21 protein-coding genes and 1 pseudogene are annotated in these 25,782 nt (G+C 62.1%); 6 read left to right on the top strand and 16 right to left on the bottom strand.

Translation table 11 applies throughout. The annotated features are described in order from the left end of the window. Positions 1–2 precede the first annotated feature (2 nt). The 5 genes and pseudogenes from M1D99_RS27965 to ubiE all read right to left on the bottom strand — a co-directional run bounded on the left by M1D99_RS27965 (position 3) and on the right by ubiE (position 3,853). Positions 3–335 carry a phosphoribosyl-ATP diphosphatase gene (locus M1D99_RS27965; protein ID WP_186706101.1) on the bottom strand — a complete coding sequence of 111 codons (333 nt, stop codon included), beginning with the start codon at positions 333–335 and terminating at the stop codon, positions 3–5. After that, entirely contained in the window at positions 328–726 is a 399-nt protein-coding gene (gene hisI, locus M1D99_RS27960) for a phosphoribosyl-AMP cyclohydrolase (RefSeq protein WP_003196931.1), read from the bottom strand. The genes M1D99_RS27965 and hisI overlap by 8 nt, the downstream gene beginning before the upstream one ends. A 131-nt stretch (positions 727–857) precedes the next feature. After that, on the bottom strand, positions 858–2,462 hold the full coding sequence (gene ubiB, locus M1D99_RS27955; RefSeq protein ID WP_411386260.1) for a ubiquinone biosynthesis regulatory protein kinase UbiB: 1,605 nt from the start codon (positions 2,460–2,462) through the stop codon (positions 858–860). Then, positions 2,459–3,083: pseudogene (locus M1D99_RS27950) on the bottom strand (ubiquinone biosynthesis accessory factor UbiJ). Before M1D99_RS27950 ends, ubiB begins: the two are co-directional and overlap by 4 nt. Next, positions 3,083–3,853, bottom strand: coding sequence for a bifunctional demethylmenaquinone methyltransferase/2-methoxy-6-polyprenyl-1,4-benzoquinol methylase UbiE (gene ubiE, locus M1D99_RS27945; RefSeq protein WP_003196937.1), 771 nt, complete (start codon positions 3,851–3,853; stop codon positions 3,083–3,085). The pseudogene M1D99_RS27950 and the gene ubiE overlap by 1 nt, the downstream one beginning before the upstream one ends. A gap of 155 nt (positions 3,854–4,008) precedes the next feature. On the opposite strand from ubiE, the gene M1D99_RS27940 reads away from it, so the two are divergent. The 3 genes from M1D99_RS27940 (at position 4,009) to M1D99_RS27930 (ending at position 5,893) form a co-directional block, all read left to right on the top strand. Beyond that, the gene (locus tag M1D99_RS27940; protein WP_053117622.1) at positions 4,009–4,284 is read left to right on the top strand and encodes a polyhydroxyalkanoic acid system family protein; all 276 of its coding nucleotides are present in this window, start codon (positions 4,009–4,011) and stop codon (positions 4,282–4,284) included. A 267-nt stretch (positions 4,285–4,551) separates the two neighbouring features. After that, the gene (locus M1D99_RS27935; protein WP_186706098.1) at positions 4,552–4,974 is read left to right on the top strand and encodes a phasin family protein; all 423 of its coding nucleotides are present in this window, start codon (positions 4,552–4,554) and stop codon (positions 4,972–4,974) included. A 10-nt stretch (positions 4,975–4,984) separates the two neighbouring features. Further along, on the top strand, positions 4,985–5,893 hold the full coding sequence (locus M1D99_RS27930) for a phasin family protein (RefSeq protein WP_458131114.1): 909 nt from the start codon (positions 4,985–4,987) through the stop codon (positions 5,891–5,893). Between the two features lie 236 nt (positions 5,894–6,129). Here M1D99_RS27930 and M1D99_RS27925 read toward each other — a convergent pair whose 3' ends face one another. The 10 genes from M1D99_RS27925 to M1D99_RS27880 form a co-directional block, all read right to left on the bottom strand. Next, entirely contained in the window at positions 6,130–6,750 is a 621-nt protein-coding gene (locus tag M1D99_RS27925; RefSeq protein ID WP_186706096.1) for a TetR/AcrR family transcriptional regulator, read from the bottom strand. A gap of 60 nt (positions 6,751–6,810) precedes the next feature. Beyond that, the gene (gene phaC / locus M1D99_RS27920) at positions 6,811–8,493 is read right to left on the bottom strand and encodes a class II poly(R)-hydroxyalkanoic acid synthase (RefSeq protein ID WP_434572903.1); all 1,683 of its coding nucleotides are present in this window, start codon (positions 8,491–8,493) and stop codon (positions 6,811–6,813) included. Positions 8,494–8,605: 112 nt separating this feature from the next. Beyond that, entirely contained in the window at positions 8,606–9,463 is an 858-nt protein-coding gene (gene phaZ / locus M1D99_RS27915) for a poly(3-hydroxyalkanoate) depolymerase (protein WP_458131113.1), read from the bottom strand. Positions 9,464–9,705: 242 nt separating this feature from the next. Next, entirely contained in the window at positions 9,706–11,385 is a 1,680-nt protein-coding gene (phaC, locus tag M1D99_RS27910; protein WP_186706094.1) for a class II poly(R)-hydroxyalkanoic acid synthase, read from the bottom strand. 278 nt (positions 11,386–11,663) lie between these two features. Next, positions 11,664–12,041, bottom strand: a complete 378-nt coding sequence (locus tag M1D99_RS27905; RefSeq protein WP_434572900.1) for a gamma-butyrobetaine hydroxylase family protein — start codon at positions 12,039–12,041, stop codon at positions 11,664–11,666. Positions 12,042–12,236: 195 nt separating this feature from the next. Then, complete coding sequence (gene hslU, locus M1D99_RS27900; RefSeq protein WP_186706092.1) at positions 12,237–13,574, bottom strand: ATP-dependent protease ATPase subunit HslU; 1,338 nt, start codon at positions 13,572–13,574, stop codon at positions 12,237–12,239. A 43-nt stretch (positions 13,575–13,617) separates the two neighbouring features. Beyond that, entirely contained in the window at positions 13,618–14,148 is a 531-nt protein-coding gene (gene hslV, locus M1D99_RS27895; protein ID WP_003196958.1) for an ATP-dependent protease subunit HslV, read from the bottom strand. 257 nt (positions 14,149–14,405) lie between these two features. Continuing rightward, the gene (locus M1D99_RS27890) at positions 14,406–15,110 is read right to left on the bottom strand and encodes an SPOR domain-containing protein (protein WP_053117638.1); all 705 of its coding nucleotides are present in this window, start codon (positions 15,108–15,110) and stop codon (positions 14,406–14,408) included. A gap of 1 nt (position 15,111) precedes the next feature. Next, positions 15,112–16,848, bottom strand: coding sequence for an arginine--tRNA ligase (gene argS / locus M1D99_RS27885; RefSeq protein WP_458131112.1), 1,737 nt, complete (start codon positions 16,846–16,848; stop codon positions 15,112–15,114). 243 nt (positions 16,849–17,091) lie between these two features. Beyond that, positions 17,092–19,311: a primosomal protein N' gene (locus tag M1D99_RS27880; protein ID WP_458131111.1), complete on the bottom strand. Its 2,220-nt coding sequence runs from the start codon at positions 19,309–19,311 to the stop codon at positions 17,092–17,094. Between the two features lie 297 nt (positions 19,312–19,608). Here M1D99_RS27880 and rpmE point away from each other — a divergent pair, with 297 nt between their 5' ends. The 3 genes from rpmE (at position 19,609) to M1D99_RS27865 (ending at position 22,110) form a co-directional block, all read left to right on the top strand. Further along, entirely contained in the window at positions 19,609–19,833 is a 225-nt protein-coding gene (gene rpmE, locus M1D99_RS27875; protein ID WP_014336159.1) for a 50S ribosomal protein L31, read from the top strand. 41 nt (positions 19,834–19,874) lie between these two features. After that, positions 19,875–20,657 (top strand): thermonuclease family protein, encoded by a 783-nt coding sequence (locus M1D99_RS27870; protein WP_458131110.1) that lies wholly within the window; start codon positions 19,875–19,877, stop codon positions 20,655–20,657. Between the two features lie 184 nt (positions 20,658–20,841). Beyond that, positions 20,842–22,110: a malic enzyme-like NAD(P)-binding protein gene (locus M1D99_RS27865; protein WP_003186625.1), complete on the top strand. Its 1,269-nt coding sequence runs from the start codon at positions 20,842–20,844 to the stop codon at positions 22,108–22,110. 1,027 nt (positions 22,111–23,137) lie between these two features. Here M1D99_RS27865 and M1D99_RS27860 read toward each other — a convergent pair. Continuing rightward, positions 23,138–25,582 (bottom strand): penicillin-binding protein 1A, encoded by a 2,445-nt coding sequence (locus tag M1D99_RS27860; protein WP_434576639.1) that lies wholly within the window; start codon positions 25,580–25,582, stop codon positions 23,138–23,140. Between the last annotated feature and the right edge of the window lie 200 nt (positions 25,583–25,782).

Raw genomic sequence — 25,782 nt, 5'->3', positions numbered from 1 at the left:
GATCAGGCGGACGGGCGCGAGGCTTTCTCGACGTGCCCGGACAGACCGAAACGACGGTCCAGTTCATCCAGTACGGCCTGCGGATGCTGCCCCAGTTGGGCCAGCATGACCAGGCTGTGGAACCACAGGTCGGCGGTCTCGTAGATCACGTCGCTGCAATCGCCGCTGACAGCGGCGTCCTTGGCGGCGAGGATGGTCTCGATCGACTCTTCGCCGACTTTCTCCAGAATCTTGTTCAAGCCCTTGTGGTACAGGCTGGCGACATAGGAACTGTCGGCGGCGGCGCCCTTGCGCTCTTCCAGCACCTGGGCCAGGCGGGTCAGGGTGTCACTCATGGGTATGTCCTGAATAAATGGCATGCGGGTCCTTGAGCACCGGGTCGACGGTTTTCCAATCGCCGTTCTCGAAGACGCGATAAAAGCAGCTTTGACGGCCGGTGTGGCAGGCAATCTCGCCGACCTGCTCGACCATCAGGATGATGACGTCGCCGTCGCAGTCCAGGCGCATCTCATGCAGGTGCTGCACGTGGCCGGACTCTTCACCCTTGCGCCACAGCTTGCCACGGGAACGTGACCAATAGATGGCGCGGTTCTCGGCAGCGGTCAGGGCCAGTGCTTCGCGGTTCATCCAGGCCATCATCAATACGCGCCCGGTCTTGTGGTCCTGGGCGATGGCCGGCACCAGGCCGTCAGCGTCCCACTTGATCTCGTCCTGCCAGTTTTTCATCGTTGGTCCTGACGGCAGCGGCAAGCTTTAAGCTTCAAGCTGCAAATAAAAGCGATTCTGTGTTGGGTTGAGCGATGGGTTCAACCGTTTTAGCTTGAGGCTTGCAGCTTATCGCTTGCAACTGATCCGTGCTATCGACGAACGACCAGATACAGACCGACCACCACCATGATACCGGCCGGCCAGTGGCCCAGTTGGCTCAGCGGCCCGCCGGTCGCCAGCACCGCGCCGCCCCCCAGGTGAGCCGCGCCAAGCAGGCGCAACAGCCAGTCGTCCTTGCGTCGATGCCACGGGGGCGCCGGGTCGTGGGCGTGGGGCTGGGACATGCGTTCGAGCAGGTCGCGGGTCATATTGGCCAGGTGCGGGATCTGCTCGAATTGGCTCTGCACGTTGCCCAGCAAGGTTCGCGGGCTGACGCGCTCGCGCATCCAGCGTTCGAGGAACGGTTGGGCGGTGTTCCACAGGTCGAGGTCCGGGTACAGCTGACGGCCCAGACCCTCGATGTTCAGCAGGGTTTTCTGCAACAGCACCAACTGCGGCTGGACCTCCATGTTGAAGCGACGCGCAGTCTGGAACAGGCGCATCAGCACCTGGCCGAAGGAAATATCTTTTAACGGTTTTTCGAAGATCGGTTCGCACACGGTACGGATCGCCGCTTCGAATTCGTTGAGCTTGGTCTCGGCCGGCACCCAGCCTGAATCGATGTGCAGTTGGGCGACGCGACGGTAGTCACGCTTGAAGAAGGCGAACAGGTTACGTGCCAGGTAGTCCTGGTCCTCAGGGGTCAGGCTGCCGACGATGCCGCAATCGATGGCAATGTATTGCGGGCTCCATGGCTGCACGGTGCTGACGAAGATGTTGCCCGGGTGCATGTCGGCGTGGAAAAAACTGTCGCGAAACACCTGGGTGAAGAAAATTTCCACGCCGCGCTCGGCCAGCAATTTCATGTCAGTGCGCTGGTCGGCCAAGGTCGCCAGGTCAGTCACCTGGATGCCGTAGATGCGCTCCATCACCAATACTTTCGGCCGGCACCAGTCCCAATAGACTTGCGGCACATAGAGCAGCGGCGAGCCTTCGAAGTTGCGACGCAACTGGCTGGCGTTGGCGGCCTCGCGCAGCAGGTCGAGTTCGTCGTAGATGGTTTTTTCGTAATCCTGGACCACGTCCACCGGGTGCAGCAGGCGGGCATCGGCCGACAACCGCTCGGCGGCGCGAGCGAGAATGAACAGCCACGCCAGGTCCTGGGCGATGATCGGCTTGAGGCCTGGGCGAATGACCTTGACCACCACTTCTTCGCCGCTCTTGAGTTGCGCGGCGTGCACCTGGGCCACGGAAGCCGAGGCCAGGGGCTCGACATCGAAACGGCTGAAGACTTCGCTGATCTTCTTGCCCAACTGTTCCTCGATCAGTGCCACCGACAGCTTGGAATCGAACGGCGGCACGCGGTCTTGCAGCAACATCAGCTCGTCGGCGATGTCTTCGGGCAACAGGTCGCGACGGGTCGAGAGGATTTGCCCGAACTTGATGAAGATCGGCCCCAGGTCCTGTAGCGCCAGGCGCAGGCGTGCGCCGCGCGTCAGGTCCAGGGTTCGCCGGGGAAACCAGCGCCACGGCAGCACGAAGCGCAGCGCCAGGAGGAACCAGGGCAGCGGCAAGGCGAACAGCAGGTCATCGAGGCGGTAGCGGATCACGACGCGCTGGATGCGCAACAAACGGCGGACGGCAAGCAGCTTCATGCGTTATCGCTTGGTTTCAAGGGATCGGGAAAGGCGCTCGAAACGCGCCTCGAGTCGTTCCAGGTCAAGCTTGACCTGGTCCAGTTCATCAAAACGGGCCTGGGCCTCGCGTTGGCCTACGAGGGTACGCGATTCTTCAGCCAGGTATTCACTCAGATTCTGTCCCAGGCTGGCGAAGCCCTGGCGATACCAGCGGCGGCGGCTGTTCAAATGGCCGCTAAGTAGCTGGGTCGCCACCGGGCCGATCCAGCGGGACACTTCGTATTCCCAGTCCAGCTCCAGATCCTGGAGAATCGCCGCCAGTTCGAGCAGTACGCCGCTGTCGCCGTCGAGCTCGACGTCGGGGCTGTGCAGCACCGCGCTCTTGTCCTTGCCCAGGGCCAGGCTCAGCAGGCTCGCCGCCGGGGCGCGCAGCGTGCAGTCCACTTCGGCTTCCCAGTGGGCGGCGAGCATCAGGCCTTCGTCGCTGGGCAGGATGAACAACCGCAACGCCGGGCTACGACAGTCGACGGCGATCACTTTGCCGCTCAAGTGCGCCAGGCGCGGGAGCGCCGTGCTGTCCAGGCGCAGCACCCGGTTGAGGCCGAGTTCGACGCTGGCGAGCAGGCCGGTGAGCAACATCAGGGCTTGATACCGCGATGCAGGGCGACGATGCCTGCGGTCATGTTGTGGTAGGTCACGCGGTCGAAACCGGCCTCGACCATCATCGACTTCAGGGTTTCCTGGTTCGGGTGCATGCGGATCGATTCGGCCAGGTAGCGGTAGCTTTCCGAGTCATTGGTGATCAGCTTGCCCATCAACGGCATGAAGGCGAACGAGTAGGCGTCATAGGCCTTGGACATCAGCGCGTTGGTTGGCTTGGAGAACTCCAGCACCAGCAGGCGACCGCCGGGCTTGAGCACGCGCAGCATCGAACGCAGGGCGTCTTCCTTGTGGGTGACGTTGCGCAGGCCGAAAGCGATGGTCACGCAGTCGAAATGGTTGTCGGGGAACGGCAGCTTTTCAGCGTCGGCCTGGACGAATTCGACGTTGCCGGCCACACCCAGGTCCAGCAGGCGGTCGCGACCGACCTTGAGCATGGATTCGTTGATGTCGGCCAGGACCACTTGGCCGGTCGGCCCGACGATGTGGGAGAACTTCTTCGTCAGGTCGCCCGTGCCGCCGGCGATGTCCAGCACGCGGTTACCGCTGCGCACGCCCGACAGCTCGATCGCGAAACGCTTCCAGAGCCGGTGCATGCCGCCCGAGAGCAGGTCGTTCATCAAGTCGTACTTGGCGGCTACGGAGTGAAAAACCTCGGCGACTTTTTCCGCCTTCTGGCTTTCCGGCACGTTCTTGAAGCCGAAGTGAGTGGTGGGTTCGGCATCGCTGCCTTTGCGCTGATCAGTCATATCGCGGTCACCAAAAAAGAATGCGGGACATTCTAATCCCGGTGGAGGGCTTTGTCTTGGCAAGGCTGAAGGTAAGATGGGCAACCGCCGGGACGTTTTGACGCAGCCAGGGTTTGAAACGTTCAGGCAAGTCCCGATAAAACAGGAGTCATCCGATGGCCCGTATAACGGTTGAACGTGCCCATGGCCTGGGCAAGGAAGCGGCGCGAGAGAAGGCCGACAAGCTGGCGCAGAAGTTGTCCGACAGCTATGGCCTGGAGCCGCAGTGGGTGGGCGATACCCTGAAACTCAAGCGTTCCGGGGTCAAGGGCGAAGTGCACGTGGGCGAGGATTCGATCCGCGTCGACGTGGAGCTGGGCATGTTGATGTCGGCCATGAGCGGCACGATCAAAGGCGAAATCGAAAAGGCGCTGGATAAGGCGTTGGCTTAACTGCTCGGAAGGATGGCGAACACGGAATCAAAGTTCACCACCAAATACTGTGGGAGCGGGCTTGCTCGCGAATGCGGTGGGTCAGTCATTATTGATGTTGACTGACTCACCGCATTCGCGAGCAAGCCCGCTCCCACATCGGGACATCAAATGCCTCGGGATTTGTGTCAGTTGTTAGGGTGCCGTTTCTAATTATTGCCACTACTTTGTGCCTGAGCCCGTCCCTGTGCGGGCAGTTCCTCAAACCTTTTTCGAGTGAGGTGCACCATGGCCAAAGTTATTTTCAAGAAAAAAACCGACGTTGAATCTTCCACGCTCAGCGACGTGAAAACGTACGCGCGCAAGATCTGGCTGGCGGGTCTGGGCGCCTACACGAAGGTCGGCCAGGAAGGCGGAGAGTATTTTCAAGAGTTGGTAAAAGCTGGCGAAGTTATTGAAACCAAAGGCAAAAAGAAAATTGCCGGGAAACTTGAAGCGGCCAACAGCGAATTGATTGAAGCCAAGACCGACGTCAATACTTTCAAGGCTCGGGTTGAAGTACAACTCGATAAAGTCGAGAAGGTATTCGATGCCCGTGTTGCAAGTGCCTTGAATCGTATCGGCATTCCGTCTAAACATGACGTTGAGGCACTCTCTGCTAAGCTCGATGAGCTGACAGCATTGCTCGAACGTGTCGCGCGTAAACATTAAGGAGAACGGGATGGCTGGCAAAAAAATCACAGAAAAAGAAGGCAGCTCGTGGGCCGGGAAGATTGAAAAGTATTCCCGCAAAATCTGGCTGGCTGGTTTAGGCGTGTACTCGAAGATCGACACTGACGGCAGCAAGCTCTTCGAGTCTCTGGTTAAGGACGGCGAAAAGGCCGAAAAACTCACTAAGACGGCGGTCGGCAAACAAGTCGATGCAGCCAAGGACTCTGCCGAGTCCGCCAAGTCGCGAATCGGCGGCGTAAAAGATCGTGCAATGGGCAAATGGGACGAACTGGAAGGGGCTTTCGACAAGCGCCTGAACAGTGCGATCTCCCGCCTGGGCGTGCCGAGCCGTAATGAAGTCAAGGCGCTGCACAGCAAGGTCGACACACTGACCAAGCAGATCGAAAAACTCACCGGCGCCAAAGTCGCACCGGTGGCGACCAAGACGGCGGCGGCCAAGCCGGCCGCTAAAACGGCAGCCAAGCCACTGGTCAAGGCTGCGGCAAAACCCGCTGCCAAACCTGCGGCGAAAGCAGCGGCCAAGCCAGCGGCTAAAACCGCAGCGGCCAAACCCGCTGCCAAGGCGGCAGCCAAACCGGTAGCGGCGAAAGCGACCGCCAAGCCCGCTGCAAAACCTGCAGCCAAACCGGCGGCCAAGACGGCAGCAGCTAAACCTGCTGCGGCTAAACCAGCGGCTAAACCCGCTGCCAAGCCTGCGGCAAAAGCGGCGGCCAAACCAGCTGCGGCGAAAAAGCCTGCCGTGAAAAAACCGGCCGCGCCAAAAGCTGCCGCACCCAAGGCACCCACCGCGGCCGCCAAACCGGCAACCGCGACCACGACGAACTCCGCCGCGGCTCCGACCCCGGTCGCCACTCCAGCACCGGCGCAGGCTCCAACGCCGCCATCTACCCAGTCCTGATATCAAGGGCTGACAAAAATGCCCGGTCTATGTAGGCCGGGCTTTTTTATTTGTACGCAGGGCAACCTGTGGGAGCGAGCTTTGTGGGAGCAAGGCTTGCCCGCGATGAAAACGCCGCGGTCTCTTGAGGACCGCAGCGCCTGGATCGCGAGCAAGCTTTGCTCCCACAAAGCTCGCTCCCACAATGGATCTGCCACTGCCACTGCCACTGCCACTGCCACTGCCACTGCCACTGGTTAATCGTGTTCTTCCAGGTACCGCAACGCCAGTCGCTCTGTCGCCACCTTGGTTGCGGGCGGCAAGTGTGGGGCCACCAGCATCATGATCTGATAGACCACCAATCGAACCTCGCCCTCGCGACCGAGGATCCGCTGATAGTCCAAGGAGAACAGCAAGGTCATGGTGATCTGTTCCACCAGTTGCCCCAAGGCCTGGGTGTCGCTGACCAGCAACCCCTGCGCCTTGAGTTGCGCCAGCAGTGAGGCGAGGGTTCGCTTCAGGGCGTTGAGCAATTGGCGGATGCCCTTGGCCAGCTTCGGCAGGCGTCCGGCCAGGTTGGACAGGTCCTGGAACAGAAACCGGTACTGGGCCAGGCGCTCGACGATCAAGTGCAGGAACAGCCAGTAGTCTTCCGGCGCCAACTGCGCGTCCGCCGGTGGGTCGAGCAGCGGCGCCAGCTCGCTCTGGAAGCGCTCGAACAGCCCCAGGATCAGCGGTTCCTTGCCATGGAAGTGGTAGTAGAGGTTGCCTGGGCTGATGCCCATTTCGTTGGCAACTTCCATCGTCGATACGTTCGGCTCGCCCTTTTCGTTGAATAATTGAAGGGCACATTCAAGGATGCGGTCGCGGGTTTTCATCCGGTCTTCTTAATGGTCAAGTCGTGCCACGGCCAAGCGCCTGGCCGTGGCGTGAGGCCTTCAGCGCACGCGAACATAGATTCCAGGGGCGGCGTCCAGCGGCGGGTAATTAACGTTGCCCAAGGTCATCTGGGTTTCGTGCTGGGCGCCGGAGCGTGCCTGGATCCAGCCCAGCCATTGCGTCCACCAGCTGCCTTCGACATGCGTGGCGTCGTAGTACCAGGCTCGCGGGTCGCTGCTCAGCTTTGCGCTTTCGATGTAGTTGGCCTTGGGGTTGCCTGGCGGATTGAGGATGCTCTGGACATGGCCGCTGTTGGAGAGCACGAAGCGTTTTTCGCCCCCCAGCAGGAGGGTCGAGCGATACACCGCGTCCCAGGGCGTGATGTGGTCGTTGATACCGCCCACGCTGAAGCTGTCCACTGTCACTTTTTGCAGGTCGATGGGCGTGCCGCACACTTCCAGGCCGCCGGGATGGGTCAGTGGGTTGTGCTTGAAGAAGTCCAGCAGGTCGCCGTGGTAGGCCGCCGGCAGCCGCGTGCAGTCGTTGTTCCAGTAGAGGATGTCGAAGGCTGGCGGTTCCTTGCCCAGCAGGTAGTTGTTGATGAAGTAGGTCCAGATCAGATCGTTGGGGCGCATCCAGGCGAACACCCGTGCCATGTCGCGACCATCGAGGATGCCTTTCTGGTAGGAGCGGCGCTTGGCGGCTTCGAGGGTCTGTTCGTCGATGAACAGCGTGGCCGGGCTGTCGATCTGACTGTCCAGCAGGCTCACCAGGTACGTGGCACTGGCGACCCGGCGAAGCTGGCGCTTGGCTTGCAGGTGGCCTTGCAGGGCGGCGATGGTCATGCCCCCGGCGCAGGCGCCCATCAGGTTGACCTCGCGAGCGCCAGTGATCGCCCGGCACACATTCATCGCCTCTTCGGCGGCCTCGACATAGCTGGACAGGCCCCATTCGCGGTGGCGTACGTCCGGGTTGCGCCAACTGATGATGAAGACCTGCAAACCGTTTTTCAGGGCGTACTGGACAAAGCTGTTGGAGGGGCTGAGGTCGAAAATATAGAACTTGTTGATCTGCGGCGGGACGATCAGCAATGGCTTGGCGTACTGCTTTTCGCTCATGGGCCGGTACTGGATCAGTTCGAGCAGTTCGTTGCGAAACACCACCGCGCCGGGTGTGGTCGCCAGGGTCTTGCCGACTTCAAAGGCGTGGGGCGTGGTTTGGCGCGGCAAGCCGTCGTTGTGCAGCAGGTCGTCCACCAGGTGGCTGATGCCTCGGACCAGGCTGGAGCCGCCGGAGTTGAACAGTTCCTTGACCGCCAGCGGGTTGAGTAAGGTATTGGACGGCGCTACGGCGTCGTTGAGCAGGGCGAAGGCGAAGTGGGCGCGGGCGCGGTCGTCCTCGTTCATGTCGCTTTCGTCGATCCAGCTCTTGACCTGTTTTTGCCAACTCAGGTAGGCCTGCAAACTGCGGCGGTAGAAGGGGTTGAGCTGCCAGGTGGGATCGGCGAAACGCGGGTCGTTGGGGTTGGTGGGGTGAAGGGTCTCGCCCAGCAGCACACGGCCCAATTGACTGCCCAGTTTCAACGCATGCCGGGCACTGTGCACCGGGTTGCGCAAGCCGTGTGCGGCCACGCTCCGTAGGGTGGACAGCAGGTCCCTGCCACGCAGTCCGGTGACCGCACTTTGTGCGTTGATGAAACTGGCAGGTGCGGGCATGGAACCCTTCGCCGGTTTGTCGCGCATGAGTCAACTCCTTCGTCATCAGGCTAAAAACAAACACACCGAACCAGACAACATAGTCGCTGTTTCGGGTTGCTGCGCAATCCGGCGTCCTGCCAGGCGCTAATGGGCGGTTTCAGCCACCGCCCAGCGGCGAGGGATGCGGATGCATCACCGCGCGCTGACGTTCTTCCTCCAGGAATTTCATGATGATCGGCGCCACCGCCTCGGCCCGGGTGATCAGGAACAGATGGCCGTCATCGATGATGTGCAATTGGGCGTTGGGAATGCGCCAGGCCAGCATGCGCATGTTGATCAGTGGAATCAGCGGGTCGTCATCGCCGGCCAGCACCAGGGTCGGCTGGTGGATCTTGTGCAGCCAGTGGATGCTGGTCCAGCCGAGGCCGGCGAACAGTTGCCAGTAGTAACCGAGCTTGCCCGCCGAACGCACCTTGGCTGCGTGGCTGGCCGCCAGGCTCGGGTCGCGGCGGAACGAACCACCATAGATCAGTGGCGCGATACGCATCACATGGGACGGTTGAACATAGCGCCGGGGGCTGGCCATCATCCACAGCACCTTCGGTTTGCCCGGCACCATCACCGCCCCAGCCGCCGTGGCCGCCAGTACCAGCTTCTTGCAGCGCTCCGGGTAGTCGTAGGCGAACTGCTGGGCCAGGGCGCCGCCCCAGGATACGCCGATCACGTTGACCTGCCCGTAGTCGAGGTAATCGAGCATCCGTGCGGTGAGTTTGGCCAGGCCCGGAAAGCGATACGGCCGGTTGGGCGTCGATGAACCGCCGACGCCGGGCACGTCAAAGGCGATGACTTCCAGGTCCGGGTCCAGGGCCTGGATGAACGGAAACACCAGCTCCAGGTTGGCGCCGATGCCGTTGAAAATCAGCAATGGCGTCAAGTGAGGCTTGCCGGGACGTACCGCGGTGCGCAAGGTCTGGCCATCCAGATCGACGGTACGGAAGATGTACGGTTGCAGCATGCTTCAAGCCCTGTGGGTCATGTCTCGGGTTACCAGTGTTCGGTCTGTCGGACCGAGTCGCGGCCTTCGCGAGCAAGCCCGCTCCCACATTAGATCGGTTGCGAACCTGAAACTCATGTTCACAGCCAAACCCAATGTGGGAGCGGGCTTGCTCGCGAAGACGGCCTTGCATTCACCGTTAATGTCGGCTGCCGGAGTGCATTCGTGAGCACGCCCACGCCCCAGCAGACGAGTTGCATCCATCACCGCTCATGCACATAGGTGCCCGGCGCCGCTTCACCGGCCGGGTAGGCCTTGTTGCCCAGCACGGTCGGGGCTTTTTTCAATTTGCCCGAGCGCTCGGCCTGCCAGGCCTGCCAGTGCAGCCACCAGGAGTCGGTGTGCTTGGTGGAGTTTTCCTGCCAGTCCTCGGCCTTGGCCGGCATGTCCTCGCCGGTCATGTAGCGCGACTTGGGGTTGCCGGGCGGGTTGAGAATGCTCTGGATATGACCGCTGCTCGACAGCACGAACTCCACCTTGCCGCCGAACAATTGCGCGGACTTGTAGCAGGACTTCCATGGCGTGATGTGGTCGTTGGTGCCGGCCAGGGAGAAGATGTCGGCGGTGACCTGCTTGAGGTCGATGGGCGTGCCGCACACTTCCAATGCGTTGGGGCGGATCAGTGGATTGTTCTTGAACATTTCGATGAGGTCGCCGTGGAACGCCGCCGGCAACCGTGTGGTGTCGTTGTTCCAGAACAGGATGTCGAACACCGGCGGTTCGTTGCCCAGCAGGTAATTGTTGACCCAGTAGTTCCAGATCAGGTCGTTGGGGCGCATCCAGGCAAAGACCTTGGCCATGTCGCGGCCTTCGAGTACGCCGGCCTGGTAGGAGTGGCGCTTGGCCGCTTCCAGGGTCTGTTCATCGACGAACAGCGCCACGTCGGTGTCCAGGGTGGTGTCGAGCACACTCACCAGCAAGGTCAGGGCATTGACCTTTTTCTCGCCGAGGGCGGCGTAATGGCCCAGCAGCGCGGTGCAGGTGATGCCACCGGAGCAGGCACCGAGCATGTTCACGTCCTTGCTGCCGGTGATGGCCGTGACCACGTCCACCGCTTCCTTGAGCGCCTCGATGTAGGTCGACAGGCCCCATTCGCGCTGGGCCTTGGTGGGGTTGCGCCAGCTGACAATGAACGTCTGTACGTTGCTGCGCAGGCAGAAGCGCGCCAGGCTCTTGTCCGGACTCAGGTCGAAGACGTAGAACTTGTTGATCTGTGGTGGCACCACCAGCAGCGGTCGCTCGTGGACCTGCTCGGTGATGGGCCGGTACTGGATCAGCTCCAGCACGTCGTTGCGAAACACCACGGCGCCTTCGGTCACGCCCAGGCTCTTGCCGACCTCGAACGCGCCCATGTTCACCTGGCTCGGCATCCCGCCGTTGTGCACGATATCCTTGGCCAGGTGGGACAGCCCGTCGAGCAGGCTCTTGCCGCCGGTTTCGAAGAAGCGCTTGACCGCCGCCGGGTTGGCCGCCGAGTTGGTCGGGGCCATGGCTTCGGTCATCAGGTTGATCACGAAATGCCCGCGGCTGATGTCCGCGGGCGGCAGGTTGCTGTCGTCGATCCAGGCGTGCAGCTCCTTGCGCCACGCCAGGTAGGTTTGCAGGTAACGTTTGTAGAGTGGGTTCTGGCTCCACGCCGGGTCGGCGAAGCGACGGTCGTCACCGGCCGGTTGCAGCTCGGACTTGCCGAACAGGACGTTCTTGAGCTCGACGCCGAAATGGGCGACGTGCTTGACGCTGTGCAGTGGTTGCTTGATGGCCTGGGTCAGCACCATCCGGGCAGAGGCCAGCAGGTCTTTCCTGCGCAAGCCGACGACGGGATTCAAGCCCAGGGTGTTTTCCGAGGCTTGGTACTTCAACTCATCGTTGTTCTTGTTGCTCATCTACGACGCTCCATTGTCCTTCAGACGAGTACCGGGATCGTGCCATGAAGCCGCAAGGCCAATACCAGGTACGCTGCTCGGGGTGACCATAAATTCCGCATCGAGGGCAATGAGGAAACGTGTGCCAGGAACTCGCCGGTTCCTTTGCAGGGAACTTGCCAGCTCCATTGGTTACCCGAGTTTAATTTTTTTCGCAAGCAGGCCAGTCATTGACGTTGCTGCGCGGGCATTCAAGCAGATGAGTCTAGAAAGTTCGCCCTAAAGCGCCAGCCCTTGAGTTAGAGCATCAGCTTGACGACGGACTCGTTCGGATCGCGGGTTTTTCCGGCGGCCTTGAGTTCGCCAAGATAATCGTTCCACAAGTCTTGCTGGCGCACCGCCAACTGGTAGAGGTAGTCCCAGGTGAACAAACCGCTGTCGTGGCCGTCGTCGAAGGTCAGTTTCAGTGCGTACTGGCCGGCCGGTTCGACCTTGGTCAGGGCAACGTTGAGCTTGCCGTATTGCAGGATGGGTTTGCCGTGGCCCTGGACCTCGGCGGAAGGCGAGTGCACCCGCAGGAATTCGGCGGGCAGGTGGTACTCCTCGTCCGGCGCGTATTTGAGCGTCAGGGTCTTGGAGGCTTTGTGCAGGTTGATGGCGGTGGGGAGTTTGGTCATGGGGTCGTCAGTCTCTTGAAGCCATGTGTGAACATTATGTGGCGAGGGAGCTTGCTCCCGCTGGAGGGCGAAGCCCTCCCAAAAACTCGTTGCGATCCACCTGATTGAGCGGTGGCTTCTGGTTCTTGGGGCTACTTCGTAGCCCAGCGGGAGCAAGCTCCCTCGCCACAGGAGCTCGCTCACACTGGGGGTGGCTTACAGGATATACCGCGACAGGTCTTCGTTCTGCGCCAGCTCACCCAGGTGGCTGTTGACGTACTCGGCGTCGATGAGGATCGGCGCTTCGTTGTGGGCGCTGGCCAGGTCGCCGGCGCTGAACGACACTTCCTCGAGCAAGCGTTCGAGCAGCGTGTGCAGGCGACGGGCACCGATGTTCTCGGTCTTTTCGTTGACCTGCCAGGCGATCTGCGCCAGGCGCTTGATGCCTTCTGGCGTGAACTCGATGCTCAGGCCTTCGGTCTTGAGCAGCGCGCAATACTGTTCGGTCAGGGACGCATGGGGCTCGCTGAGGATGCGCTCGAAGTCTTCCGGCGTCAGCGCCTTGAGTTCGACACGGATCGGCAAGCGACCCTGCAGCTCCGGCACCAGGTCGCTCGGTTTGCTCAGGTGGAACGCACCGGACGCAATGAACAGGATGTGGTCGGTCTTGACCATGCCCAGCTTGGTGTTGACCGTGCAGCCTTCGATCAGCGGCAGCAGGTCGCGTTGAACGCCTTCGCGGGACACATCGGCACCGCCGACATTGCCGCGCTTGGCAACCTTGTCGATTTCATCGATAAACACGATGCCATGCTGCTCGACCGCTTCCAGTGCCTTGGCCTTCAATTCTTCTTCGTTGACCAGGCGGCCGGCTTCTTCGTCGCGCACCAGTTTCAGCGCTTCCTTGACCTTGAGCTTGCGGCTCTTCTTCTTGCCCTTGCCCATGTTGGCGAACAGGCTCTGCAACTGGTTGGTCATTTCTTCCATGCCCGGTGGCGCGGAAATGTCGACGCCAGCCATTTCGGCCACTTCGATCTCGATTTCCTTGTCATCCAGTTGGCCTTCGCGCAGGCGCTTGCGGAACAACTGGCGGGTGTTGGAATCCTGTGTCGCGGCGGAGTCGGCGTTGAAGCCCATGCGCGCTGGCGGCAGGAGCGCATCGAGAATGCGTTCTTCGGCAGCGTCTTCGGCGCGATGGCGGACCTTGGTGATTTCCTGTTCGCGCAGCAACTTGATCGCAGCGTCGGCCAAGTCACGGATGATCGATTCGACGTCGCGGCCGACATAACCGACTTCGGTGAACTTGGTGGCTTCGACCTTGATGAACGGCGCATTGGCGAGCTTGGCCAGGCGCCGGGCGATTTCGGTCTTGCCGACACCGGTCGGGCCGATCATCAGGATGTTCTTGGGGGTCACTTCGACGCGCAGCTCTTCGGGCAGCTGCATCCGGCGCCAGCGGTTACGCAGGGCGATGGCGACGGCGCGCTTGGCATCGTCCTGGCCGATGATATGGCGGTTGAGTTCGTGGACGATTTCGCGGGGAGTCATGGACATAATAATTGGCGGTCCTCAAGCGGAAGTCTGGGCCTGGAAGGGCTTACTCCGCGAGGTCCTGCTCCTCAATAGTCTGGGTGTGGTTGGTGAAGACACAGATGTCGCCGGCGATGCCCAAGGCAGTCTCGACGATCTCGCGGGCCGACAGGTCGGTCTTTTTCAGCAGGGCGCTGGCCGCGGCCTGCGCGTAGGCACCGCCGGAACCCATGGCGATCAGGCCGTCCTCGGGTTCAACGACGTCGCCGTTGCCGGTGATGATCAAGGAGGCGTCCTTGTTGGCGACCGCGAGCATGGCTTCGAGGCGGCTCAGGGAGCGGTCGGTGCGCCATTCCTTGGCCAACTCCACGGCGGCACGGACCAAGTGGCCCTGGTGTTTCTCAAGCTGACCTTCGAAACGCTCGAACAACGTGAAGGCGTCGGCAGTGGCCCCGGCGAAACCGGCGATGACCTCGCCGTGGTACAGGCGGCGGACTTTCTTCGCGTTGCCTTTCATCACGGTGTTGCCCAATGAAACCTGGCCGTCGCCGCCCATGACGACTTTGCCGTGACGGCGGACTGAAACGATGGTGGTCAAGGGAAGAGTCTCCACGCAGCGGGGCGAAAATGCCCGGATGGAACTCATATGGGGGTGGCGTGGGGTTTTTCAACTGTGGGGTGGCGGAGGGGATGAGTGGTCCCTCGCTGTTTTTGGCAGAGGACTTCTTTGTGGCGAGGGAGCTTGCTCCCGCTGGACCGCGCAGCGGTCCCAAGCTTTTAGGGCTGCTGCGCAGCCCAGCGGGAGCAAGCTCCCTCGCCACAAAAGCCCCCCGGCCACAGGGGGCTCAGCGAAAATCAGCGGCTCTGGCGTTGTTGTAACAACAGGTTGCTGAACCCGCTGCCCGCCAATTGTTTCTGGGCCTTGGTCAGTTCCTCGCGGTTACTGAACGGGCCGACAAGTACCCGGTACCAGGTTTCATCCTTCACCGTACCGGACTCCACCGATACAGACTGGCCCAGCAGAATGATCTGCGCCCGGACCTTGTCGGCGTCGGCTTCCTTGCGGAACGAACCGGCTTGCAGGAAGAACTTCGTCACCGGCGCGGCTTTCTGCACGGGCGGGGCCGGTGGCGGCGTGATGCCCGCCAGGGCCGCCTGGGCGCGGGCGGTGTCGATTTTCGCCGCTTCGGCCGGGGTCACCGGTGTGGTGGGCACCTGGGGCACTTGTGGCGTCGGCAGGGTCTTCTCCGGTACGGCGTCGGGCGGCACGATGACTTCCGATTCCGGCAGCAAGGTGTAGAAGTCGTACTTCGGCTTCACCGGTTGCGTCGGACTCGGCGGGGTCTTGTTGGCCTCGGCGATGCGCGTGGCTTTCTGCTGCTCTTGGCGGACGCGCTTGACGTCATCGCCCTGGCCCGGCTCCAGCTTCATCAAAAACACAATGAACGCGCCGACGGTCAGGCCGATGGCCATCCACAACCAGCCCGGAATCGGCTGTTTGGCCGGGGGCTGGTAACGACTGGCGCCGCGCTTGGGTGCAGGTTTTTTCTTGGCGGCCAACTTACATGCGCTCCAGGGGTTCCAGGCCGAGCAGTTCCAGGCCTTGCTTGAGCGTGCGCCCGGTCAGTGCGGCGAGACGCAGGCGGCTCTGCATTTGCTCCGGGGTTTGCGCGTTGAGGATCGGGCAGTTCTCGTAGAAGCTGGAGAACAGGCCGGCGACATCGTACAGGTAGGCGCATAGCGTGTGCGGCGTGCCTTTGTCGGCGACGTTGTTCAGCACTTCGCCGAACTGCGCCAGTTTCGCCGCGAGCTCCTGCTCCTGCGGGGCTTGGAGCACAATCTGGCCGTCTATTTCATTGAAGTCTTTGCCGAGCTTGCGGAACACGCCCGCCACGCGGGTGTAGGCGTACAGCAGGTACGGCGCGGTGTTGCCTTCGAAATTGAGCATCAGGTCGAAGTTGAAGCTGTAGTCGCTGGTGCGGTGCTTGGACAGATCGGCGTATTTCACCGCGTCGATGCCCACGACCTTGGCGATCTTGCGCAGTTCGTCTTCGGCCAGGTCCGGGTTCTTGCCCTTGACCAGGGTGTAGGCGCGGTCCTGGGCTTCGGTCAGCAGGTCGATCAGCTTCACCGTGCCGCCGTCGCGGGTCTTGAACGGACGACCGTCGGCGCCGTTCATGGTGCCGAAGCCCATGTGCTCCATCTCCATCGGATGGGTCACGAAACCAGCCAGGCGTGCCACTTCGAACACTTGCTGGAAGTGCAGGGCCTGGCGCTGGTCGACGAAATACAGCACCCGATCGGCCTTGAGCACGCCGTTGCGGTAGCGCACGGCCGCCAGGTCGGTGGTGGCGTAGAGGTAGCCGCCGTCGGCCTTGACGATGATCACCGGCAGCGGCTCGCCATCGGCGGTCTTGAATTGATCGAGGAACACACACTGGGCGCCGTTGCTTTCCACCAGCATGCCTTTGGCCCGGAGGTCGTTGACCACGTTGACCAGGTCGTCGTTGTAGGCGCTTTCGCCCATCACGTCGGCCATGGTCAATTTGACGTTCAGCAGCTCGTAGATTTTCTGGCAATGGGACAGGGAGATGTCCTTGAACTTGGTCCACAGCGCCAGGCACTCGGCATCGCCGGCCTGCAACTTGACCACCAGGCCACGGGCGCGGTCGGCGAACTCCGGCGACTCGTCGAAGCGTTGCTTGGCGGCGCGGTAGAAGTTCTCCAGGTCCGACAGCTCATCGCTGGTGATCGGGTTTTCCTGAAGATAGGCCATCAGCATGCCGAACTGGGTGCCCCAGTCGCCGACGTGGTTCTGGCGGATCACGGTGTCGCCAAGAAACTCCAGGACCCGGGCCACGCCGTCGCCGATGATGGTCGAGCGCAGGTGGCCGACGTGCATTTCCTTGGCCAGGTTGGGGGCCGAGAGGTCGACCACGGTGCGCTGCAACGGGCCGGCCTTGCGCACGCCGATGCGTTCGTCGGCCAGCGCCGCGTCCAGGCGCGAGGCCAGGGCCTGGGTGTTCTGGAAGAAATTGATGAACCCGGGGCCGGCGATGTCAGCCTTGCTGACGTTCTCGTCGGCCGGCAGCGCGGCGATGATTTTTTCCGCCAGGTCGCGAGGTTTCATGCCGGCCGGCTTGGCGAGCATCATCGCGATGTTGCTGGCGAAGTCGCCGTGGGTCTTGTCGCGGGTGTTCTCGACCTGAATCGCCGGCGACAGGCCTTCTGGCAGCACACCTTCAGCGACGAGTTGGGTGATGGCTTGCTGGATGAGCTGGCGAATGGTGTCTTTCATGGTCTTCTCTTTCAACCGCAGGCGCGGCGGCGCTTCGATGCGCTGGTGGAAAAACTGGGCATTATCCGTGGCGCGGGCGAGCTTGCCAACTGTAGCGGGTTGGTTGGTAACTATTCCAGATGGTCAGCATGCACTCGGACCCTGTGGGAGCGGGCTTGCTCGCGAAAGCGGTGGCACAGCCAATATCACCGCAACTGACCCACCACCTTCGCGAGCAAGCCCGCTCCCACAGGGGGGCAGTGGTCAATACAAATCCACCGGATCCACATCCAGCGACCAGCGCACCGCCCGCCCGCTGGGCATCTGTTCCAGTACCAGTAGCCAGGCGCTCAGCAGTCGATGCAGCGGCGCCCGGGCATTGGCCTGCAATAAAAGTTGCGCGCGATAGCGCCCGGCTCGCCGTTCCATCGGCGCTGGCACCGGCCCCAGGAGTTCGATGCCGGTGAGGCTCTGCTCGGCCAGCAAACGCTCCGCCTCGCTGCAAGCCTCATCGAGGAAACCTTCGGCCTGCCCCGGCTTGTGGGCTTCGGCCCGCAACAGCGCCAGGTGGGCAAAGGGCGGCAGGCCGGCGCTGCGGCGTTCGCTCAAGGCCTGCTCGGCGAAGGCGAAGTAACCCTGTTCGGTCAGTTGGATCAGCAGTGGGTGGTCGGCCAGGTGCGTCTGGATGATCACTTTGCCCGGTTCCTCGGCCCGACCGGCCCGGCCCGCGACCTGGACGATCAACTGCGCCATGCGCTCGCTGGCGCGGAAGTCGCCGGAGAATAGCCCGCCATCGGCGTCGAGGATCGACACCAGGGTGACCCGTGGGAAGTGATGCCCCTTGGCGAGCATCTGCGTGCCCACCAATATGCACGGCTGACCCTTCTGGATCGTCGCGAACAGTTGGTTCATCGCGTCCTTGCGCGAGGTGCTGTCACGGTCGACCCGCAACACCGGGTAGTCCGGAAACAGGATGCCCAGCCGTTCTTCGGCGCGTTCGGTGCCGGCGCCGACCGGGCGCAAATCCACTTTGCCGCACTGCGGGCAATGCCTTGGCACGCGCTCGACGTGGCCGCAATGGTGACAACGCAGCTCGCCATGGCGTTGATGCACGGTCATCCGCGCGTCGCAGCGTTCGCAGCCAGACATCCAGCCACAGTCGTGGCACAGCAGGGTCGGGGCAAAACCGCGACGATTGAGGAATACCAGCACCTGTTGCCCGGCGGCCAGGGTCTGGCCGATGGCTTGCTGCATCGGTCCGGAAATACCGCTGTCCAGCGGACGACTTTTCACATCCAGGCGCAGGAAGCGCGGTTGTTTGGCGCCACCGGCCCGTTCGTTGAGGCGCAACAGGCCGTAGCGGCCGGTGTAGGCGTTGTGCAGGCTTTCCAGCGAGGGCGTGGCCGAGCCGAGCACGATCGGGATGTTTTCCTGGCGGGCGCGCACCAATGCCAGGTCGCGGGCGTGATAGCGCAGGCCTTCCTGCTGTTTATAAGAGCCATCGTGCTCTTCGTCGATGATGATCAGGCCAGGGTTCTTCATCGGCGTGAACAGGGCCGAGCGGGTGCCGATGATGATGTCGGCCTCGCCATCACGGGCGGCGAGCCAGGCTTCCAGGCGTTCACGGTCGTTGACCGCCGAGTGCACCAGGGCGATCCGCGCATTGAAGCGCTGTTCGAAGCGCGCCAGGGTTTGTGGGCCGAGGTTGATTTCCGGAATCAGCACCAGGGCCTGCTTGCCGGCCTCCAGGGTCTGGCGGATCAGTTGCAGGTAGACCTCGGTCTTGCCGCTGCCGGTGACGCCTGCCAACAGAAAGGCGTGATAACTGTCAAAACCTGCGCGAATCGCTTCGCAAGCGGCCCGCTGCTCGGCATTGAGTGGCAGTTCCGGCTGGGCCAGCCAATGTTCATGGCGGGCGCCGGGGGCGTGCCGACGGATTTCCACCTGGACCAGGTCCTTGGCCAGCAACAGGTCCAGGCTGTCCTTGCTGAGTATCAGTTTGCTCAGCAGTTGATGGGCCACGCCATGGGGGTGTTGGGCCAGGGTCGCCAAGGCTTCGCGCTGGCGCGGGGCGCGAGCGATGCGGGGATCGTCCAGCGAGGCCCCCGGGGCCACCGACCAGAACCGCTCTTGGCGCGCCTCGGCCAGCTCGCCCTGGCGCAGCAGCACCGGCAGCGCCCAGCTCAGGGTATCGCCGAGGCTGTGCTGGTAATACTGGGACGTCCACAGGCACAGCTTGAACAGCGAGGCGGGCAGCGGCGGCGTGGCATCGAGCAGCGCCAGGGCCGGTTTGAGCTTGTCGGCCGGGACCTCGCTGTGGTCGGTGACTTCCACCAGGATGCCGATCATTTCCCGCCGGCCGAACGGCACCCGCAGGCGCATGCCCGGCTGCAACTGGGCGCGCAGGATCCCGGCCGGGGCGCGGTAGTCGAACAGGCGGCGCAGGGGCGAAGGCAGGGCGAGGCGCAGGATGGCGTCGGGCACGCGGGGCAATCTCAATAAACAGACATTGGGTGAGGCTGGCGCTGAATGTGGGAGCGGGCTTGCTCGCGAAGGCGGATTATCTGGCAGAAATGATGTGCCTGACACACCGCCTTCGCGAGCAAGCCCGCTCCCACAAGTCCCACAAGAAGGATCGCGCATGAGGCCGGGAGCCTAGCAGACGGTTGGTACAAGGCATAGCTTGCGCGAATGACGATGTCTGGTAGAATCCGCGGCCTAATTACGTGCGGTATTCAACAATAGTGTTGGGTGGCGGCACGCTAGCCTGAGGAAAACAGCATGAAAACCGATATCCATCCGGAATACCCAGCAATTGCCGTAACCTGCAGCTGCGGCAACAAGTTCGAAACCCGTTCGACCTACGGCAAAGCCCTGGCGATCGACGTTTGCAACGAATGCCACCCGTTCTACACCGGTAAGCAGAAGACTCTGGATACCGGCGGCCGTGTTCAGAAGTTCGCCGATCGTTTCGGTGCTTTCGGCAAAGTTACTCCAAAAGCCTGAGGCTGATCATTTTGGATGGTCGTCTCGACTGCTCCAGACTGATGAAGAAGGCGTCCCTCGCGGGCGCCTTTTTTGTGTCTGCGATTTGGCTCTGCGGTGCCCAGGGCGCCTGTCCTGTGCCGGGCAACCTGCCCCAGGTGGCGGTGCAGCGCGTGGTGGATGGCGACACCTTGTACCTGGAGGATGGCCGCCGCATTCGGATGATCGGCCTCAATAGCCCTGAGCTGGGCAAGCGCGGCCGCGCCGACGAGCCGTTCGCCGTGGCGGCGCGCCAGCGACTCGAGGCCCTGGTGGCTGCCAGCGGTGGCCGGGTGGGCGTATTGCCTGGCAAGGACGACCGCGACGATTACGGTCGCACCCTGGCCCATGTCTACAACGCCCAGGGCGAGAACCTCGAAGAGCGCCTGATTGCCGAAGGGTTGGGGTTTCTGGTGGCAGTCGCGCCGAACGTTGATCTGGTCAGTTGTCAGCAAATGGCCGAACGTCATGCGCGCCAGGCCGGATCAGGTGTTTGGAAAAAATCCCCAGTGGTGCGAGCGGAGCAGATCAATGCCCCCGGCTTCGTGCTGACCCGTGGGCGAGTAGAAAGCGTGCAACGCAATCGCGGTGGTATCTGGATTAAATTGCAGGGGGCGGTTGTCCTGCACATTGCGCCCAATTTGCAGAGACGTTTTGATGCCTCGGCCCTGGAGCGGCTCAAAGGGCGGACAATCGAGGCGCGTGGCTGGGTTATCGACCGCGCCCGGCGTGGCGGAAATAAAGCCGGTCAAGCGCGATGGATGTTGCCGTTGACGGATCCGGCCATGCTGGAAGCGGTTCTGTAGGAAAAAATTGTAGACATTCCGTCGCTATATTGTATGCATGTAGCCCTTGTGTTTCGCGGCTCTTGGCCCAAAGTCGTAGGGCAGGGCGCTTGACAGCAGTGACTGGTCAGTCTTGTGGGGACTTTGCGAGGCGCGTATCCTCGGCGGTCCGTCTGTCCAACACAGTAAAAAGCGGAATGCCCACATGTCTGATCTGAAAACTGCCGCTCTCGAATATCACGCTCATCCTCGTCCAGGAAAGCTGAGTGTCGAGCTCACCAAGGCCACCGCTACTGCTCGCGACTTGTCGCTGGCCTACAGCCCCGGCGTAGCCGAACCAGTCCGCGAAATCGCTCGCGACCCTGAACTGGCCTACAAATACACCGGTAAAGGCAACCTGGTTGCAGTCATTTCCGATGGCACCGCGATCCTCGGCCTGGGTAACCTCGGCCCATTGGCGTCCAAGCCAGTCATGGAAGGCAAGGGCGTGCTGTTCAAGCGCTTCGCCGGTATCGACGTTTTCGACATCGAAGTCGATTCCGAGAGCCCGCAAGCCTTCATCGACACCGTCAAGCGCATCTCCATCACCTTCGGTGGCATCAACCTGGAAGACATCAAGGCTCCTGAGTGCTTCGAGATCGAGCGCGCCCTGATCGAACAGTGCGACATTCCGGTATTCCACGATGACCAGCATGGCACCGCGATCGTTACCGCGGCCGGCATGATCAACGCCCTGGAAATCGCCGGCAAGACCCTGCCGGAAGCCAAGATCGTCTGCCTGGGTGCCGGCGCTGCGGCCATCTCCTGCATGAAGTTGCTGGTGAGCATGGGCGCCAAGATCGAAAACATCTTCATGGTCGACCGTACCGGCGTGATCCACTCCGGCCGTGACGACCTGAACCAGTACAAAGCCGTGTTCGCCCACGCGACCGACAAGCGCTCCCTGGCGGACGCGCTGGACGGTGCCGACGTATTCGTCGGCCTGTCGGGTCCGAACCTGCTGAGCGCGGAAAACCTGCTGCGCATGGCACCGAACCCAATCGTGTTCGCTTGCTCGAACCCGGACCCAGAAATCTCCCCGGAACTGGCCCACGCGACCCGCAACGACGTGATCATGGCCACCGGCCGTTCGGACTACCCGAACCAGGTCAACAACGTACTGGGCTTCCCGTTCATCTTCCGTGGTGCCCTGGACGTTCGCGCCAAGCGCATCAACGAAGAAATGAAAGTCGCGGCCGCCAACGCCCTGCGTGAACTGGCCAAGCTGCCGGTGCCTCAGGAAGTGTGCGACGCCTACGGCGGCATCAAGCTGGAATTCGGTCGTGAGTACATCATCCCGAAACCAATGGACGCCCGCCTGATTACCCTGATCTCCGATGCCGTGGCCAAGGCCGCCATCGAGACGGGCGTGGCGACCCTGCCGTATCCAAAGAACTACCCGCTCAAGAGCGTGGATGACGTGTTCAACGGCTAAGCCGTTGTAGCGTCAAATAAAAAGCCCCGGCTCTGTGAGTCGGGGCTTTTTTGTGCCGGTTTTGTATGAGCACCGCAGATCCCTGTGGGGGCCGAGCTTGCTCGCGATTGCAGTCTGGCATTCAGCATCGAGGCAAGCTGACCCGCCGCCATCGCGAGCAAGCTCGGCTCCCACATTGGTTCGGTGGTGGACGTTGATTGTGCGACCGCCACAAATCCCTCTGTGTGCGAGCTTCAATCACCCAAGGCCTCTCAGCCCAACGCTCGAGCCTCAATCCAACCCTGTGGCGAGGGAGCTTGCTCCCGCTCGGCTGCGCAGCAGTCGCAAACCGGGTAATGCGGTCGGTCTATAGACATGCAGGGCCTGCTGCGCAGGCCAGCGGGAGCGAGCTCCCTCGCCACGGGTTTTGGGTTGCCTGGGCTGCCGCCATCGCGAGCAAGCTCGGCTCCCACATTGGTTCGGTGGTGGACGTTGATTGTGCGACCGCCACAAATCCCTCTGTGGGAGCGAGCTTCAATCACCCAAGGCCTCTCAGCCCAACGCTCGAGCCTCAATCCAACCCTGTGGCGAGGGAGCTTGCTCCCGCTCGGCTGCGTAGCAGTCGCAAACCGAGCAATGCGGTCGGTCTATAAACATGCAGGGCCTGCTGCGCAGGCCAGCGGGAGCAAGCTCCCTCGCCACGGGTTTTGGGTTGTCTGGGCTGCCGCCATCGCGAGCAAGCTCGGCTCCCACATTGGTTCGGTGGTGGACGTTGATTGTGCGACCGCCACAAATCCCTCTGTGGGAGCGCGCTTCAATCACCCAAGGCCTCTCAGCCCAACGCTCGAGCCTCAATCCAACCCTGTGGCGAGGGGGCTTGCTCCCGCTCGGCTGCGTAGCAGTCGCAAACCGGGCAATGCGGTCGGTCTATAAACATGCAGGGCCTGCTGCGCAGGCCAGCGGGAGCAAGCTCCCTCGCCACGGGTTTTGGGTTGCCTGGGCTGCCGCCATCGCGAGCAAGCTCGGCTCCCACAGGGATGTGGATGGGTCAGAACAAATCGATCGGTGCCGCTTCGTCCGCCGGCAGCGGGCTGCCCGGGGCGACGCCGTTGCCCAGCTCGTTGACCGACGGTGGCGTGTCTTCGCTCTTGAACAGTTCGAAGTACGCCCCTGGGGTGCCTGGCGTGGCCGCACGGCCGCTGACCGGGTCGACCCGCAGGCTGAGGATGCCTTCCGGCTCCGGCTGGGTGTGCGGCGGTTTGTCCTTGAGGGCGGCACCCATGTAGTTCATCCAGATCGGCAGCGCCACGGTGCCGCCGAACTCGCGGCGGCCCAGGCTTTCAGGCTGGTCGAAACCGGTCCAGACGGTGGTCACGTAGTCGGCGTTGTAGCCGGAAAACCAGGCGTCCTTGGATTCATTGGTGGTGCCGGTCTTGCCCGCCAGGTCAGTGCGGCCCAGGGCCAGGGCGCGACGGCCAGTGCCGAGCTTGATAACGTCCTGCAGCATGCTGTTGAGAATGTAGGTGGTGCGGCCATCGACAATGCGCTCCGCGATGGCGGGTGCTTGCGGCAGGCCTGGGGCCGTCGCGGCTTCACCTGGTGTCGCATTGACCGTGAACGTCTCGGTGGACGGTGCGGCGACGCCATCGCTGGCCGGCTCGCCCGTGGGGACCCGTGGCGGGTTGGCAACAAACAGTGTCTCGCCATTGCGACTTTCGATCTTGTCGATGATGTACGGGGTGATCTTGTAGCCGCCGTTGGCAAACGTGCTCCAGCCCATGGCGATTTCCATCGGCGTCAAGGTCGCGGTGCCCAAGGCCAGGGACAGGTTGCGCGGCAGGTCCTGCTTGTTGAAGCCGAACTTGCTGATGTAGTCGATGGTGCGGTCCACGCCCAGCGCTTGCAGCAAGCGGATCGAGACCAGGTTACGGGATTTGTACAGCGCCTCGCGCAGGCGAATCGGGCCGAGGAAGGTATTGGTGTCGTTCTTCGGTCGCCAGACCTTGTCCAGGTATTCATCGACGAACACGATCGGCGCATCGTTCACCAGGCTGGCGGCGGTATAGCCGTTATCCAGGGCGGCGCTGTAGACAAACGGCTTGAAGCTCGAGCCTGGCTGGCGCTTGGCCTGCAAGGCGCGGTTGTAATTGCTTTGCTCGAAGGCGAAGCCACCCACCAGCGAGCGGATCGCGCCGTTCTGTGGGTCGAGGGACACCAGCGCGCCCTGGGCGGCCGGGATCTGGCTGAACTTGAGCGTATTGTCCGCCTGGCGCTGGACGCGGACCAGGTCGCCGACCTGGGCCACGTCCGACGGTTGCCGTGGGTTGGCGCCCATGCTGTTGGTGTTGAGGAATGGGCGGGCCCATTTCATGGTGTCCCAGGCTACGTGTTCTTCCTGCTCGCCATTGCGGGTCAGCACCTTGATGCCGTCCTTGTCCACCGAGGTGACGATCGCTGGCTCCAGGCTGCTGATGGTGCGTTGCTTGGTCAGTTCCAGGGCCCAGGCTTCCTTGGTCTTGCCCGGCAGGCGCGATTCAGGGCCACGGTAGCCGTGGCGCTGGTCGTAGGTCATCAGGCCCTCGTGCAGCGCGGTGTTGGCCATTTCCTGCAAGTTGCTCGGCACCGTGGTGGTCACGCGAAAACCTTCGGTGTAGGCGTCGCTGCCATAACGCCCGACCATCTCGGCACGGGCCATCTCGGCAATGTACGGGGCGTTCACTTCCGGCGTCGGCACGTGATAGCTGGCGTTCAGCGGCTCATTGATCGCGGCGGTGTAGTCGGCCTCGGTGATCTTGCCGAGCTTGTACATGCGTCCCAGGATCCAGTCGCGTCGCTCCTTGCTGCGCGTCGGGTTGGCCAGCGGGTTGAAGCGCGACGGGGCCTTGGGCAGGCCGGCGATCATCGCCATCTGCGCCAGGCTCACATCGCGGATCGACTTGCCGTAATACACCTGCGCCGCCGCCTCGATGCCGTAGGCGCGGTTGCCCAGGTAAATCTTGTTCACGTACAGCTCGAGGATTTCATCCTTGGTCAGTTGCCGTTCGATCTGCAGGGCCAGGAGGATCTCGGTGGTCTTGCGCGAAAAGCTGCGCTCGCTGGTCAGGAAGAAGTTCTTGGCCACTTGCATGGTGATGGTGCTGCCGCCGGACTGGATGTGCCCGCTCTTGACCAACTGGCTGGCCGCGCGCATCAGGCTGCCAGGATCGACGCCATAGTGGTTGGCGAAGTTATCGTCTTCAGCACTTAGTAACGCATTGATGAAATTGGGGGGAATGTCGGCGAAACGGATCGGTGTGCGGCGCATTTCGCCAAATTCGGCGATCAACTTGTTGTCGCTGCTGTACACCCGCAAAGGAATCTGCAACTGAATACTTCTCAGCGCCTCCACGGACGGCAAACCCGGACTAAGGTAAAGAAAAGCACCGCTCAGGCCCAAGAGCAGTCCGCAGAAAACGGCGACGATGGACCATCCGAAAAATTTCAGCAGACGAATCAAGGCTTTTGGATATCCAGGCAAAGAATGAAAAAGGCGCCAGGTGCAGGGATGGACCCGTGCTTGCAACAAAGCGAAAAAAAACGCTGGGCATTATAAGCATTTTTTTTCGTCAGGCATGCCATCCGGACGTCCGTCGGACGGCCGTGATTGAACGCAATGCATATTAGAGAGTCCGTAACTCACGGATAGTCATAGGG

The sequence above is a fragment of the Pseudomonas sp. R3-41 genome, assembly GCF_054161485.1.
Note: the sequence above shows the minus strand (reverse complement) of the source record. Positions and strands in the feature narration are given on the sequence as shown.

What these genes read in the sequence shown, in the direction of transcription:
- phaZ (WP_458131113.1), bottom strand. Translation starts at nt 9,463, where the DNA reads ATGCTGCAACCGTACATCTTCCGTACCGTCGATCTGGATGGCCAGACC.
- M1D99_RS27930 (WP_458131114.1), top strand. Translation starts at nt 4,985, where the DNA reads ATGGCTGGCAAAAAAATCACAGAAAAAGAAGGCAGCTCGTGGGCCGGG.
- M1D99_RS27925 (WP_186706096.1), bottom strand. Translation starts at nt 6,750, where the DNA reads ATGAAAACCCGCGACCGCATCCTTGAATGTGCCCTTCAATTATTCAAC.
- rpmE (WP_014336159.1), top strand. Translation starts at nt 19,609, where the DNA reads ATGAAAACCGATATCCATCCGGAATACCCAGCAATTGCCGTAACCTGC.
- ubiB (WP_411386260.1), bottom strand. Translation starts at nt 2,462, where the DNA reads ATGAAGCTGCTTGCCGTCCGCCGTTTGTTGCGCATCCAGCGCGTCGTG.
- phaC (WP_186706094.1), bottom strand. Translation starts at nt 11,385, where the DNA reads ATGAGCAACAAGAACAACGATGAGTTGAAGTACCAAGCCTCGGAAAAC.
- M1D99_RS27935 (WP_186706098.1), top strand. Translation starts at nt 4,552, where the DNA reads ATGGCCAAAGTTATTTTCAAGAAAAAAACCGACGTTGAATCTTCCACG.
- hslU (WP_186706092.1), bottom strand. Translation starts at nt 13,574, where the DNA reads ATGTCCATGACTCCCCGCGAAATCGTCCACGAACTCAACCGCCATATC.
- phaC (WP_434572903.1), bottom strand. Translation starts at nt 8,493, where the DNA reads ATGCGCGACAAACCGGCGAAGGGTTCCATGCCCGCACCTGCCAGTTTC.
- ubiE (WP_003196937.1), bottom strand. Translation starts at nt 3,853, where the DNA reads ATGACTGATCAGCGCAAAGGCAGCGATGCCGAACCCACCACTCACTTC.
- hisI (WP_003196931.1), bottom strand. Translation starts at nt 726, where the DNA reads ATGAAAAACTGGCAGGACGAGATCAAGTGGGACGCTGACGGCCTGGTG.
- M1D99_RS27965 (WP_186706101.1), bottom strand. Translation starts at nt 335, where the DNA reads ATGAGTGACACCCTGACCCGCCTGGCCCAGGTGCTGGAAGAGCGCAAG.
- M1D99_RS27870 (WP_458131110.1), top strand. Translation starts at nt 19,875, where the DNA reads ATGAAGAAGGCGTCCCTCGCGGGCGCCTTTTTTGTGTCTGCGATTTGG.
- M1D99_RS27905 (WP_434572900.1), bottom strand. Translation starts at nt 12,041, where the DNA reads ATGACCAAACTCCCCACCGCCATCAACCTGCACAAAGCCTCCAAGACC.
- M1D99_RS27865 (WP_003186625.1), top strand. Translation starts at nt 20,842, where the DNA reads ATGTCTGATCTGAAAACTGCCGCTCTCGAATATCACGCTCATCCTCGT.
- M1D99_RS27940 (WP_053117622.1), top strand. Translation starts at nt 4,009, where the DNA reads ATGGCCCGTATAACGGTTGAACGTGCCCATGGCCTGGGCAAGGAAGCG.
- argS (WP_458131112.1), bottom strand. Translation starts at nt 16,848, where the DNA reads ATGAAAGACACCATTCGCCAGCTCATCCAGCAAGCCATCACCCAACTC.